At 45.2% G+C, this 12,663-nt stretch carries 12 protein-coding genes, 1 pseudogene and 2 riboswitches; of the genes and pseudogenes, 10 read left to right on the top strand and 3 right to left on the bottom strand.

The window, feature by feature from the left end:
• Nucleotides 1-3: 3 nt before the first annotated feature.
• Nucleotides 4-195, bottom strand: a riboswitch (cobalamin riboswitch).
• Between the two features lie 100 nt (nucleotides 196-295).
• A riboswitch (cobalamin riboswitch) is annotated at nucleotides 296-489 on the top strand.
• A gap of 54 nt (nucleotides 490-543) precedes the next feature.
• The 10 genes from QUE24_RS13440 to cobO are packed head-to-tail and all read left to right on the top strand — an operon-like array spanning nucleotide 544 to nucleotide 9,337.
• Nucleotides 544-1,122, top strand: coding sequence for a hypothetical protein (locus tag QUE24_RS13440; protein WP_286304312.1), 579 nt, complete (start codon nucleotides 544-546; stop codon nucleotides 1,120-1,122).
• 7 nt (nucleotides 1,123-1,129) lie between these two features.
• A complete protein-coding gene (locus QUE24_RS13435) occupies nucleotides 1,130-2,419 on the top strand; it encodes a cobyrinic acid a,c-diamide synthase CobB (RefSeq protein ID WP_286304311.1) in 1,290 nt (429 codons plus the stop codon).
• Entirely contained in the window at nucleotides 2,416-3,078 is a 663-nt protein-coding gene (bluB, locus tag QUE24_RS13430) for a 5,6-dimethylbenzimidazole synthase (protein WP_286304310.1), read from the top strand. The genes QUE24_RS13435 and bluB overlap by 4 nt, the downstream gene beginning before the upstream one ends.
• Nucleotides 3,075-3,983, top strand: a complete 909-nt coding sequence (gene cbiB, locus QUE24_RS13425) for an adenosylcobinamide-phosphate synthase CbiB (RefSeq protein ID WP_286304309.1) — start codon at nucleotides 3,075-3,077, stop codon at nucleotides 3,981-3,983. Before bluB ends, cbiB begins: the two co-directional genes overlap by 4 nt.
• On the top strand, nucleotides 3,976-4,965 hold the full coding sequence (gene cobD, locus QUE24_RS13420) for a threonine-phosphate decarboxylase CobD (RefSeq protein WP_286304308.1): 990 nt from the start codon (nucleotides 3,976-3,978) through the stop codon (nucleotides 4,963-4,965). The genes cbiB and cobD overlap by 8 nt, the downstream gene beginning before the upstream one ends.
• Nucleotides 4,962-6,425, top strand: coding sequence for a cobyric acid synthase (locus QUE24_RS13415; protein WP_286304307.1), 1,464 nt, complete (start codon nucleotides 4,962-4,964; stop codon nucleotides 6,423-6,425). The genes cobD and QUE24_RS13415 overlap by 4 nt, the downstream gene beginning before the upstream one ends.
• Nucleotides 6,422-6,952: a bifunctional adenosylcobinamide kinase/adenosylcobinamide-phosphate guanylyltransferase gene (cobU, locus tag QUE24_RS13410; RefSeq protein ID WP_286304306.1), complete on the top strand. Its 531-nt coding sequence runs from the start codon at nucleotides 6,422-6,424 to the stop codon at nucleotides 6,950-6,952. Before QUE24_RS13415 ends, cobU begins: the two co-directional genes overlap by 4 nt.
• A complete protein-coding gene (gene cobT, locus QUE24_RS13405) occupies nucleotides 6,936-7,997 on the top strand; it encodes a nicotinate-nucleotide--dimethylbenzimidazole phosphoribosyltransferase (RefSeq protein WP_286304305.1) in 1,062 nt (353 codons plus the stop codon). Before cobU ends, cobT begins: the two co-directional genes overlap by 17 nt.
• Nucleotides 7,997-8,719: an adenosylcobinamide-GDP ribazoletransferase gene (locus QUE24_RS13400; RefSeq protein WP_286304304.1), complete on the top strand. Its 723-nt coding sequence runs from the start codon at nucleotides 7,997-7,999 to the stop codon at nucleotides 8,717-8,719. The genes cobT and QUE24_RS13400 overlap by 1 nt, the downstream gene beginning before the upstream one ends.
• A 9-nt stretch (nucleotides 8,720-8,728) precedes the next feature.
• On the top strand, nucleotides 8,729-9,337 hold the full coding sequence (cobO, locus tag QUE24_RS13395) for a cob(I)yrinic acid a,c-diamide adenosyltransferase (RefSeq protein ID WP_286304303.1): 609 nt from the start codon (nucleotides 8,729-8,731) through the stop codon (nucleotides 9,335-9,337).
• A 344-nt stretch (nucleotides 9,338-9,681) separates the two neighbouring features.
• On the opposite strand, the pseudogene clpA reads toward cobO, so the two are convergent.
• From clpA to grxD, 3 genes and pseudogenes are all read right to left on the bottom strand, one after another.
• Nucleotides 9,682-11,944 (bottom strand): annotated as a pseudogene (gene clpA / locus QUE24_RS13390) (ATP-dependent Clp protease ATP-binding subunit ClpA).
• A 37-nt stretch (nucleotides 11,945-11,981) separates the two neighbouring features.
• Nucleotides 11,982-12,308: an ATP-dependent Clp protease adapter ClpS gene (gene clpS, locus QUE24_RS13385; protein ID WP_286304302.1), complete on the bottom strand. Its 327-nt coding sequence runs from the start codon at nucleotides 12,306-12,308 to the stop codon at nucleotides 11,982-11,984.
• 8 nt (nucleotides 12,309-12,316) lie between these two features.
• Entirely contained in the window at nucleotides 12,317-12,628 is a 312-nt protein-coding gene (gene grxD / locus QUE24_RS13380; RefSeq protein WP_286304301.1) for a Grx4 family monothiol glutaredoxin, read from the bottom strand.
• Between the last annotated feature and the right edge of the window lie 35 nt (nucleotides 12,629-12,663).

The raw sequence follows: 12,663 nt of genomic DNA, 5'->3' as shown, positions 1-12,663 counted from the left end.
GGTGTTGTTATGAAACCTCAGGCCGGTCTCCGGACTTACGTTGTGGCTATGCCTGACACATCGCCTTCCCACGAGATTCGCAGTGGCTTAATGATGTGCTTTTCAACGCTTACCGTTGCGGGGGCAGTGTTGGATTTGTCACCAACTTCCCGTTTAACTCTGCCTAAACAGAGCACCTGAAGAGCCGCGCATAGTAATGGCTGCGCATCCATACGTCAAACCTACGCCATCCTCGTATATTAAAGTTGAGAGTTTATTCTTCACGTCAAATTGACAATATATCGTATTAATCCTTATTCTATCGCGAGTTTCAGGTGTTGCAATCGCGAGTAAACGGGAAGTCGGTGCATCAATAGATAATGCCGACACTGCCCCCGCAACGGTAAGTGAGATCAGATAAACCTAATGCCACTGTACAGTGCTGTATGGGAAGGTGTTTATCAGGCTACACTCACGAGTCCGGAGACCGGCCTGAAAATACAACGTGCCTCTTGGCAAATTCAAACCTATTGTGTGCGGGTGGGCACACTGGAGAATCACATCATGACCTTATCTCGTTCTCAGCAACTAATTATTGCTGGTCTCTTAGCGCTTTTAATGTTTATGACCCGAGGTCATCATTTTGCTTCTGTCGATGCATTACCCAGTGCATCATGGACTATCTTTTTCTTAGCAGGTCTTTACCTCAGTTCAGCAGCCTGGTTTCCCGTGTTTTTAGCGATGGCGGCTGGTCTCGATATCGCCAGTGTGTTGTTGGGTGGTGGTCAATTGAGCACTAGTTTCTGTATGTCTCCTGCTTACGGTTTTCTCATTCCTGCTTATGGCAGCTTATGGATGGCTGGACGCTGGTATGCATCGAAATACCAATTTAATGCTGCCACCTTATTGCCTCTTGTTGGCAGTGTATTAGTAGCCGCCACTGCAGCCACATTATTTAGTGGTGGTGGTTTTTACTTCTTCTCTGGTCGTTATCCTGATCCAACATTCACTGAATACACACAACGCTTTATTCAATACTTCCCTAAAAACCTGGCGGTGATGAGTTTTTATCTGGTGGTGGCCATGATTTGCCATGTGTCTATGTACTTCACCAAAACCACACATCAAGCTGATCAAAAGTAGTTAATAAATGCAGTCGCAGTCATGCGCTGCTGTAGTCATTGCTGCACCCGCATCTGGTCAGGGTAAAACGACGGTTACGGCTGTACTAGCAAGACATTACAGGCAGCAAAACAAACACGTTCGAGTCTTCAAAGTGGGTCCAGATTTTCTGGACCCCATGGTTTTAGAGCTGGCGTCAGGTCACCCTGTTTATCAACTTGATCTTTGGATGGTTGGCAAACAACATAGTCAGCAACTACTCGCTGAAGCCGCTGAGCAGGCCGATATTATCCTGATTGAAGGTGTGATGGGACTGTTTGATGGCGAACCATCCACCGCCGATCTGGCAGCGGCTTTTGGTATCCCTATTCTCGCCGTTATTGATGCTAGTGCCATGGCACAAACCTTCGCGGCGATTGCCGTTGGTTTGGATCAGTATCGGCAAGATACTCAGGTGGCGGCAGTTATCGCCAATAAAGTCGGCAGTGAGCGTCATGCCGAGATGCTCAAAAATGCCCTGCCTACAACACTTCCCTGCCTTGCTACCTTATACCGACAAACTGAACATGCCTTACCCAGTCGATATTTAGGCTTACAACAAGCCTGTGAAATTAAAGATTTAGAACAACGTTTAAGCCATACGCTTGAGGCTTTTGATTTTGATGACTCGGTGTCTTTGCCAAACATCGATTTTCCGTTCATTGATACTCCGCAACTTCCAGCGTTACTAAAGGGTTTAAAGATTGGCATCGCCAAAGATGCCGCTTTCTCTTTTCTCTATCAGGCAAACCTGGATTGTCTGAAGGCTTTAGGTGCTGAGCTTGTTTTTTTCTCTCCACTCAATGATACCGAGCTACCTGATATCGATAGTCTCTATTTACCCGGTGGATATCCGGAGTTACATTTGGCCGCATTAAGTGCCAATACACAGATGCAACAAGCTATTCAGCAACATTACGAGGCAAATAAACCTATCCTCGCGGAATGTGGTGGCGTGTTATACCTTTGCGAGACGCTGACAGACAAGACAGATGTTACCGCCACAATGTGTGGTATTTTGCCAGCTAAGGCGAAACTCCAGGCCAGATTAACCGCGCTTGGTTTGCAGGAAGTGACCGTTGAGAATCAAGCGATTAGAGGTCACACTTATCATCATTCTTCACTCAGCACAGAATTAGAATCTGAAATAAGCGGACAGTGTCCTAATGGCAAATCAGTCAGTGAAGCTGTTTATCAACAAGAGCGTCTGACCGCCAGCTATATCCATTTTTACTTTTACTCTAACCCTCATCTTATTGCAGCGTGGTTATCACCATGAGTGATTCCCCTCATCAATTTTCAAGAGCAGAACAAGAAGCGGTTTACAGGGCAATAGCCGAGCGCCGGGATATGCGTCACTTTCGACCTGATCCTGTTGCACCGAAACAGCTAAAACGTTTATTAATGGCCGCACACCAAGCCCCAAGCGTTGGTCTGATGCAACCCTGGCGAATTATTCGAATTACTGATTCCATTATTCGTGAAAAGATAAAAGCCCTGGTCGAAAAAGAACGCATAGAAACGGCCAAAGCCATGAACGAACGTGAAGATGAGTTTATGCGTTTAAAAGTCGAGGGCATGGATAATTGTGCTGAAATCCTGGTTGTCGCCTTATGCGATAAACGTGAAGAACATATCTTTGGCAGGAGAACCATGCCGAATATGGATTTGGCCTCCGTTTCCTGTGCCATTCAGAACATGTGGCTGGCCGCCAGAGTCGAAGGTCTGGGTATGGGCTGGGTATCTATTTTTGAACCAGAAGCATTGGCAGACTTACTCAAGCTGCCTTCAGGTGCCTCCCCTGTCGCCATTCTGTGCCTGGGTCATGTTAATGAGTTTTATCCAGAGCCGATGCTACAAATGGAAAACTGGCGCCAGGGCATTGAACTTGACTCTGTTTTATATGAAAACCACTGGGATAAACCGGCCAGTTTATGACCTTACTGTTTATTATTCTTGCTTTATTGCTTGATTGGTTACTCGGTGAACCAACACGTCGTCACCCGCTTGTGGGTTTTGGTCAACTCACCAAACACATTGAAAACAGACTGTACAACGCTAATGACGGCATTAAAAAGCAGTTTATTAAAGGACTGCTAGGCTGGTTAGTGCTGGTCGCCCCTCTTGCTTTTATCGCCTATTGTATCAGTGACATTCCATCACTTAACCTGATATTCAGCGTTATCGTACTCTACCTCTGTATTGGTCATCGTAGCTTATACGATCATGTGGCACCGATTATCACTTCATTAAAACAAGGCGATATTGAACAAGCAAAAACCTTAACCAGTTACATCGTCAGCCGTGACAGAGAAACATTACATATTCCTAAAGCCAGTATCGAATCGGTATTAGAAAATGGCGCCGATGCCATTTTTTCAGCCTTATTCTGGTTTATTGTGGCGGGCCTTCCCGGTGTCGTTATTTACCGACTGAGTAATACCTTAGATGCTATGTGGGGATATAAAACTGACCGTTATCTCTATTTCGGTCGTGCTGCCGCCCGTATTGACGACCTAATGAATTATATTCCGGCACGATTAACAGCGCTCAGTTATGCACTGGTAGGCAATGTCCGCTCTGGACTACATTGCTGGAGACAGCAAGCTAAACAATGGGATAGTCCCAATGCTGGCCCGGTGATGGCGGCAGGTGCCGGGGCGCTGGAAATAGAGCTGGGTGGCCAGGCACGTTATCACGGTATTTGGCACGATCGTCCAACGCTTGGCTTAAATCGCGAAGCCAATGCAGATGATATTCCTCGGGCCTTACATCTAGTCACGGATAGTCTGTTGTTGTGGATAGCCGTCATCACTATCATTACAGGTATCAGCTATGCTTGAACACGGCGGTAAACTCAATCAGTACATTAAAAAATATGGTATCGCCCACCAGCATTGGCTGGATTTATCAACGGGGATCAATCCCAATGGCTGGCCCATTCCGACATTACCCGAATCTGTCTGGACCCGTTTACCAGAGCAAGATGATGATTTACTCAACTCGGCAGCAGAGTATTACGGTAATCCATCTTTAGTCGCCCTTCTCGGCAGTCAGGCGGCTATACAGTTTTTACCACAGTTACGTGGGCCATGCAGAGTAAAAGTGATAGCCCCTTGTTATGCAGAGCATGCTTATAATTGGCACAAAGCAGGTCATGATGTTCAAGCAATTGCTCATGAAGAGATTGATTCCGTGATTGCTCATACGGATGTGTTGATTATTATCAACCCAACCAATCCAAGCGGCAGGCGATATAGTAAAGAACAGCTATTAACCTGGCATCAGCAATTACAACAAGGTGATGGCTGGCTAATCATCGATGAAGCTTTTATTGATACAACACCCGAGAAAAGTCTTTGTAAGCTACCAGCCATGCCCGGACTACTTATTCTGAGATCGATAGGCAAATTCTTTGGTCTGGCAGGTTGTCGCGTTGGATTTTTAATCGCCGAACAATCAATTCTCGATAAAGTCGATGAGCATCTTGGTCCCTGGCCCATTGCTACTGCATCACGTTTTATCACCACAAAGGCACTCAAGGATACTGACTGGCAGCAGCGTACCATTCAACAACTGCAAAACCAGTCTCAACGTTTAGCTCAGTTGCTTAGTACTTATAATCTCAGTCCCACAGGCAGCACTGATTTATTTCAATGGGTGATACATCCTGCCGCCAGCGAGATTCATCAACATCTGGCAAAACAAGCCGTACTGACCCGCTTATTTAGCTCCCCTGTCAGTTTACGCTTTGGGTTGCCCGCCAATGAGCAACAATGGCAACACCTAGAAAAGGCTCTGCAATCTCTGCAGGAAGTGTTATGAAACACAAAACATTTATGATTCAGGGCACCACATCTGATGCTGGCAAAAGCACGTTGGTCACGGCCTTATGTCGCTGGTTTGTGCAGCAGAATTATCGTGTTGCACCGTTCAAACCACAAAATATGGCACTCAATAGTGCGGTGACTGCTGAAGGAGGAGAGATTGGCCGGGCTCAGGCAGTGCAAGCACAAGCCTGTCATCTGGCGCCGCATATTGATATGAACCCGGTATTACTCAAACCTAATAGTGATTCCGGTGCTCAAGTCATTATCCATGGCAAAGCCGTCGCTAATATGGAAGCGCGCTTTTACCATGATTATAAGCCTGTGGCGATGCAAGCTGTTCTGGACTCACATCACCGACTTGAATCCAATTATGATCTGGTGGTGGTTGAAGGTGCAGGTTCGCCGGCAGAGATCAATTTACGTGATCGAGACATTGCCAATATGGGCTTTGCTGAAGCGGTTGATTGTCCGGTCATTTTGATTGCTGATATTGATCGTGGCGGTGTGTTTGCCCATTTGGTTGGCACATTATCGTGTTTATCTGAGTCAGAACAAGCACGTATTAAAGGCTTTATTATTAATCGCTTTCGCGGAGATATTAGCTTATTAGAACCAGGTCTGGACTGGCTGGAACAAAAAACGGGTAAACCGGTGTTAGGCGTGTTGCCCTATTTGCATGGTCTGCATTTAGAAGCTGAAGATGCCGTCAATACGCAGCAAATCACGTCTTCGAAAAAACAGCTTAATATTATTGTTCCCGTGTTACCACGTATCAGTAATCACACGGATTTCGACCTACTCAGATTGCATCCTCAAGTCAATTTACAGTTTATTGGCCCTGATGAAACCATTCCCGCAGCCGATCTGATTATTTTGCCTGGCAGCAAACATGTCAGAGCAGATTTGGACTGGCTGATAACTCAGGGCTGGTCTGAAGCGATTCAGAAACACTGTCGTTATGGTGGCAAAGTGTTGGGTATCTGTGGTGGTTTTCAAATGTTGGGCAGACTAATTCATGACCCGGATGGCATTGAAAGTCAGCCAGGTAGCAGTGATGGTCTTGGTCTATTGGATATGGAAACAACATTGGCTGGCCATAAAACATTACGACAAAATCAGGGGCAATTACTTATCAATAATGCGCCTGTCACTATTTCAGGTTATGAGATACATGCGGGTATCAGCACAGGAAACGCATTGAAATCGCCTCTTGTACACCTGTCACATGGTCCAGATGGTGCCATCAGTGATGACAAACAGATTATCGGCACCTATCTGCATGGTTTATTTGAACAAGATGAAGCAGCAAAAGCGTTATTGAGTTGGGCAGGTCTTGATAATGTTGAATCTGTTGATTATTGGCAACTTCGTGAAAATGACATCAATAAACTGGCAGAAATGGTAGCTACACATATTGATACGGATAAGTTGATGCAGATACTTGAGGACGCATGATGACAACGACGTTAATCCTTGGTGGCACAAAATCAGGTAAAAGCCGCTTAGCGGAACAATGGGCAGCTACCACAAGTGAATCCGTCACCTATATTGCTACAGCGCAGGCGCAGGATGATGAAATGGCAAAACGGATCAAACAGCACCAGCAGCAAAGACCAGACAACTGGCCAACCATTGAACAGCCACTGTATCTTGCGGATGCCATAAAAAAAGCCACAACTGACGTCGTGCTTGTAGATTGTTTAACGCTTTGGCTGACCAATCTTTTATTAGCTGAAGACGTTCTGCTAACAGAACAGATATCCGCTTTTTTGGATACGCTGCAAACCTCTGATAAACACATCATTATGGTCAGTAATGAAACAAATATGGGCGTGATGCCTCTGGGGGACTTAACGCGTCGTTATTGTGATGAGGCCGGTGTTTTACATCAACGTATCGCCAAAATCAGCGATAACGTCATCTTAACCGTGGCAGGTTTACCTCATCTTTTAAAAGGACAACTGCATGAACAACTTCGCTGAATGGCTCAAACAACCTATTAAGGCGGTAGATAAGACGCATGAACAAAAAGCGTTAGCACGTCAGCAGCAGTTGACTAAACCGCCAGGTTCCCTCGGTCAGCTGGAAAACTTAGCCGTCAAAATAGCGAGTTTACAAGCCAGTGAAATCCCTGACCTGACGCATGTGCACATCACTGTTTATGCTGCAGACCATGGCGTGATGGCTGAAGGTGTTTCAGCCTTCCCTCAGTCTGTCACCGCCGCGATGGTCAGAAACTTTGCCAATGGCGGTGCCGCTATCAGTGTATTAGCTCAGGAATTGATGGCAAAGCTCGATGTGATCAATGTTGGTACTGTGGAAGCATTAGAAGAAATTCTAGGTGTACTAGATAAACGTATCGATGCGGGTACCGCTAATTTTTGCCAGAGCTCGGCTATGACTGAGCAGCAATGCCAGCAGGCACTATTAATTGGCCGTGATAATGTATTCAGTGATATTGAAAATACGCAACTGTACATTGCCGGTGAAATGGGTATTGGTAATACCACTGCTGCCACAGCTTTAGCCTCTGTTTTACTAGCATGTGACCCTACAGATTTAGTCGGTCCCGGCACAGGACTGGATCAACAAGGTGTTCAACACAAATTAAACGTTATTCGGCGAGCACTTGAGCAACATACCACGCAGCTCGACAAGGATGCGTTAACCGTATTGCAAACCTTGGGAGGTTTCGAAATCGCTGCAATGGCCGGTGCCTATCTGACGTGTGCCAAACAAGGTATCCCGGTGCTGATAGATGGTTTTATCAGTACAGTGGCAGCATTAATCGCAGAGAAAATACAAGCGAGCTGCAAAGATTGGTTTATATACAGTCATCAAAGCGCTGAGCCAGGCCATCAAGTTGTTTTAGGGGCCTTAAACGCTGAACCATTACTCAAACTGGATATGCGCCTAGGTGAAGGCAGTGGTGCAGCGGTGGCGGTTCCCCTTCTTCGCCAAGCCTGTCTGTTACACAATGGTATGGCCACATTCGAACAAGCCAACATCAGTAAAGGAGACAAATAATGTGGTTATCGTTTCAAATAGCCCTACAATTTCTCACTATTATTCCTGTCAGTTATGCGAATGCAACTGAACAACAGCTTGGACGCTCTTTAGTTTTTTATCCGCTAGTTGGCTTGATTATCGGTTTCATTTTATCTGGTGTCGTATCTGTTTTACCCGGTTCCTATAGTTTACTCAGCGCCGCTTTATTACTGACCGTCTGGGTATTGTTGACGGGCGGTTTACATATAGATGGTCTTGCTGACTCAGCTGATGCCTGGCTGGGTGGTATCGGCAGCAAACAGCGTACGCTGGCGATTATGAAAGATCCTGCAGCCGGTCCGATTGCCGTGATTGTCCTGGGGTTAACCTTATTACTCAAACTGGCCTTGTTGGAAATCGTTATTTCTTCAGGCCAAATTTATGCATTAATCTGGAGCATTATCCTCGCTAGAACAGCGATGCCTTTATTATTTCTCACGACTGACTATGTCAGACCCAACGGCATCGGTGCAGTATTCAAACACTATCTACCTGTAAATCAAGTGAAGTGGATGCTGGGAATCACTACCCTCATTGCTTTTTTCTGTCTTGGTTTCACGCCGCTGTTACTGGGTTTGATCGTATTCTTATTACTTCGATACGCGATGGAGCATCGTTTGGATGGCTTTACTGGTGATACTGCCGGCGCGATGGTCGAATTGCTGGAAATCAGCTTTCTATTCTTTTTAATTGTGTTTTAGGAACGTCCAATGTCTGATACTGAAAAAAGTGAACGTCATAAAAAACGTATGCAACGCCATAAAAGTGTGGTCGATGAAAAAATTCAAAAAGCAGAAAAAGACAAAGGCCTGTTATTAGTTATTACGGGTAACGGTAAAGGTAAGAGCTCATCAGGCTTTGGTATGGTGGCAAGAGCGCTCGGTCATAATATGAAAGTCGGCGTAGTTCAGTTTATCAAAGGTGCATTCAGCACAGGCGAAGAATCCTTTTTTCGTCGTTTTCCTGAAGAAGTGTCCTACCATGTGGTCGGTGATGGGTTTACCTGGGAAACCCAAAACCTTGAGCAAGACATTGCATCTGCAGAAAAAGGCTGGGAAGTCTGCAAAGCCATGCTCAACGATCCAGACATTGATGTGGTGTTATTAGATGAATTGAACATCGTCTTAAAAATGAAATATCTCAATGCAGAAACAGTGTTGAATGACATTGCACAACGACCTGACATGCAACATGTCATTATTACGGGCAGAGGCGCTCCTGACAGTGTCATAGAAGCCGCCGATACCGTGAGTCGTATTGAGGATGTTAAACATGCATTTCGGGCCGGTATAAAAGCACAGAAAGGTATCGAGTTATAAGCACCTTTTTATGCTGTCATATAACTGTAAAGTTACTCACATTTTCTGTGGATAACTCTGTGATTAAGTTTGGAGTTACTCTCTAAGTGCCTCTCGTACAAGGGCTCTTCTCGAAATGGTTAAAAAATAACCATATAATTTTATCTTTTAAAATCAGACAGTTATAAAGCCTGCATTAAAAATCAGTCGCTTAGGGGAACTTTTTAATAAAAGCATGACAGAAAAAAGACAAGTGTATAACTCTGTAGAAAAGTGTTGACATAGAGTAATGACTAGTACAAAACAAAAAGCCCGGTAGTGAACACTACCGGGCTTTTTTTATTTCACTATTTTGAACGGATCAATCAGGATTTGACAGCCTCCGATGCACTGTCCATTTCCAGATGAATATCTTCATCTTTTAGGGTGACACGAACATGTCCCCCACCCTGACTTAGTTGTCCAAATAGCAATTCATCAGCCAGTGGTCGTTTGATTTTCTCCTGAACCAGTCTGGCCATAGGACGAGCCCCCATTTGAACATCGTAACCATGGTCAGCCAGCCATTGGCGAGCCGCATCATCCACCTCGATAGTGACGTTTTTATCTTCAAGTAACATTTCAAGCTCTAATACCGCTTTATCAGCTACTCGAAGAATGGCATCTTTATCCAGTGGTTTGAATTGAATAATGCCATCAAGACGGTTACGGAACTCAGGCGTGAAGGTTCGTTTCAGGGCTTCATTACCGTCAGAAGTTAAATTGTCCTGTTTGGTGAAACCAATGGAAGGTTTACTCATCTCAGCGGCACCGGCATTACTGGTCATCACTAATACGACGTGACGGAAATCCGCTTTACGACCATTGTTATCAGTCAGCGTCCCGTGATCCATCACTTGAAGTAACAGATTAAACACATCTGGATGCGCTTTCTCAATTTCATCCAACAACAGCACTGCGTGAGGTTGTTTGATGATGGCATCCGTTAACAGCCCCCTGATCAAAACCGACATAACCAGGCGGTGCACCAATCAGTCTGGAAACAGTATGACTTTCCATATATTCCGACATATCAAAACGAATCAGATCCACGCCAAGATTATGAGCTAACTGACGAGTGACTTCGGTTTTACCCACACCCGTTGGACCAGCAAACAAGAAAGCACCTGTCGGTTTTTCTGGATGCCCCAATCCTGAGCGGGCCATTTTAATCGCAGAACCCAGAGCAGAAATCGCTTCATCCTGTCCGAAGATAACGCGTTTAAGGTTTTCGTCCAGCTTACGTAGATTATCTTTATCAGCATTGGACACCGTTTTGGCAGGAATACGGGCAATTTTAGCCACAATAGCCTGCACATCATTCACACCAATCAATTTTTTACGTTTTGATTTTGGCGCAATACGTTGAGCAGCGCCCACTTCATCTAAAACATCAATGGCTTTGTCTGGCAGGAAGCGATCATTGATATGACGATGAGCCAACTCAGCGGCTTGTTCAATAGCCGCATTGGAGTAACGGACATTATGATGTTCTTCCAGACCAGGTTTAAGTCCTTTAAGAATTTCAATGGTTTCGGAGACACTTGGCTCAGGCAGATCAATCTTCTGGAAACGACGAGCCAAAGCACGATCATGCTCAAAAATACCGCGATATTCCTGATAGGTTGTCGAACCAATACACTTTAGTTCACCACTGGCTAATAGTGGTTTTAATAAGTTCGCTGCATCCATCGTGCTGTTACCCGCACTGCCTGCACCTATCATGGTATGGATTTCATCGATAAACAAAATCGCATGCGGTTGTTTTTTCAACTCCCGTAGCAAGGCTTTCAAGCGTTTTTCGAAATCACCACGATATTTTGTACCAGCGACCAGCGCCCCCATGTCTAATGAATAGATGGTGGTTTCAGCTAATACTTCAGGCACATCACCATGAACAATCCGTCTTGCCAGACCTTCAGCAAGGGCTGTTTTACCGACACCAGCTTCACCCACGAATAGAGGATTATTTTTACGGCGGCGACAGAGGATTTGTAGCGTCCGTTCTAACTCATGTGCACGTCCAACAAGGGGATCAATCTTACCTTTGATGGCGGCAGCATTCAGATTTTCTGCATATAGCGTTAAAGGACTTTTATCTTCATCAGACACCTCGTCGCTATCTACTTTGGCTTCAGACTCAGAGTGCATGGCAGAATCTTCCACTTCGCCGTGACTGATAGCATTAACGACATCCAGACGAGTGACATCCTGTTTCTGAAGCAGATAAACAGCCTGTGACTGCTGTTCAGAAAAGATGGATACCAGAACATTGGCCCCCGTCACCTCTGTGCCACCCGAAGACTGAACATGCATGACAGCACGTTGTAAAATACGCTGAAAAGCCAAGGTCGGTTGAGTTTCACGTTCACTGTCTTCGGCAAGTGTCGGCAAATTATCAGCGAGAAAATCACTTAATTCCTGTCTTAGAGCAGTGATATCCACTTCACATGCTTTCAACACAGCTAATGCCTGGCCATTTTCCAGCAACGCTAACAGAAGATGCTCAACGGTAAGAAATTCATGAGCACGTTGGCGGGCATAATTAAACGCCTGACTGAGGGTTTGTTCGAGCTCTTTACTTAACATGTTACGTTCCACCTTGTTGGTTGGATATCGAACTAGGTCATTCCTCTTCCATCGTACACTGCAATGGATGACCGTGGCTTTGAGAATAGCTGTTGACCTGTTCGACTTTCGCTTCAGCTATCTCATAGGTAAAAATACCACATAAGGCACTACCTTCGGTATGCACTTGAAGCATGGTGCGTGTAGCACGCTCACGCCCCATGCCAAAAAGGTTTTCCAGGACTTCAATCACAAAATCCATCGGCGTGTAGTCATCATTAAGCATAATCACCCGATACTTGGGCGGCTGCTTCAAGTCTGGCTTGGCTGGCGCAACGGCAAAATCGTTGTCGTTGTTCCATTCGTGATCATTTTCCTGACTCATGCCCTTTTTTAGCTCACTTCATCAATCATTTTTTTCAAGTCGCCGTTCTCATACATTTCCATGATGATGTCACAGCCACCGACTAATTCCCCGTTGATATACAACTGTGGGAAGGTTGGCCAATCTGCATAACGATGCAAGTTTTCACGTACATCTGGCTCAGCTAATACATTGACGTAAGCAAATTCTGCACCACAGGCAGAGACAGCTTGAGAGGCGCGGCTTGAAAAACCACATTGTGGAAACTCAGGCGTGCCTTTCATAAATAAGATCACAGAGTTTGATTCAATCGCCTGTTTAATTTTATCCATTACGTCCATTATTTAATCCTCATAGTTTTGGAGTTTTATTATGT

It is taken from the genome of Methylophaga marina (genome assembly GCF_030296755.1).
Classification (GTDB): domain Bacteria; phylum Pseudomonadota; class Gammaproteobacteria; order Nitrosococcales; family Methylophagaceae; genus Methylophaga; species Methylophaga marina.
The sequence above is the reverse complement of the archived record's forward strand: the minus strand, read 5'-3'. Positions and strand labels throughout refer to the sequence as shown.

Bases quoted from the DNA above. Each gene is read 5' to 3' on its own strand.
- QUE24_RS13400 (WP_286304304.1), top strand. From the start codon at position 7,997: ATGTGGTTATCGTTTCAAATAGCCCTACAATTTCTCACTATTATTCCT.
- cobD (WP_286304308.1), top strand. From the start codon at position 3,976: ATGCTTGAACACGGCGGTAAACTCAATCAGTACATTAAAAAATATGGT.
- grxD (WP_286304301.1), bottom strand. From the start codon at position 12,628: ATGGACGTAATGGATAAAATTAAACAGGCGATTGAATCAAACTCTGTG.
- QUE24_RS13435 (WP_286304311.1), top strand. From the start codon at position 1,130: ATGCAGTCGCAGTCATGCGCTGCTGTAGTCATTGCTGCACCCGCATCT.
- QUE24_RS13415 (WP_286304307.1), top strand. From the start codon at position 4,962: ATGAAACACAAAACATTTATGATTCAGGGCACCACATCTGATGCTGGC.
- QUE24_RS13440 (WP_286304312.1), top strand. From the start codon at position 544: ATGACCTTATCTCGTTCTCAGCAACTAATTATTGCTGGTCTCTTAGCG.
- bluB (WP_286304310.1), top strand. From the start codon at position 2,416: ATGAGTGATTCCCCTCATCAATTTTCAAGAGCAGAACAAGAAGCGGTT.
- cobU (WP_286304306.1), top strand. From the start codon at position 6,422: ATGATGACAACGACGTTAATCCTTGGTGGCACAAAATCAGGTAAAAGC.
- cobT (WP_286304305.1), top strand. From the start codon at position 6,936: ATGAACAACTTCGCTGAATGGCTCAAACAACCTATTAAGGCGGTAGAT.
- clpS (WP_286304302.1), bottom strand. From the start codon at position 12,308: ATGAGTCAGGAAAATGATCACGAATGGAACAACGACAACGATTTTGCC.
- cbiB (WP_286304309.1), top strand. From the start codon at position 3,075: ATGACCTTACTGTTTATTATTCTTGCTTTATTGCTTGATTGGTTACTC.
- cobO (WP_286304303.1), top strand. From the start codon at position 8,729: ATGTCTGATACTGAAAAAAGTGAACGTCATAAAAAACGTATGCAACGC.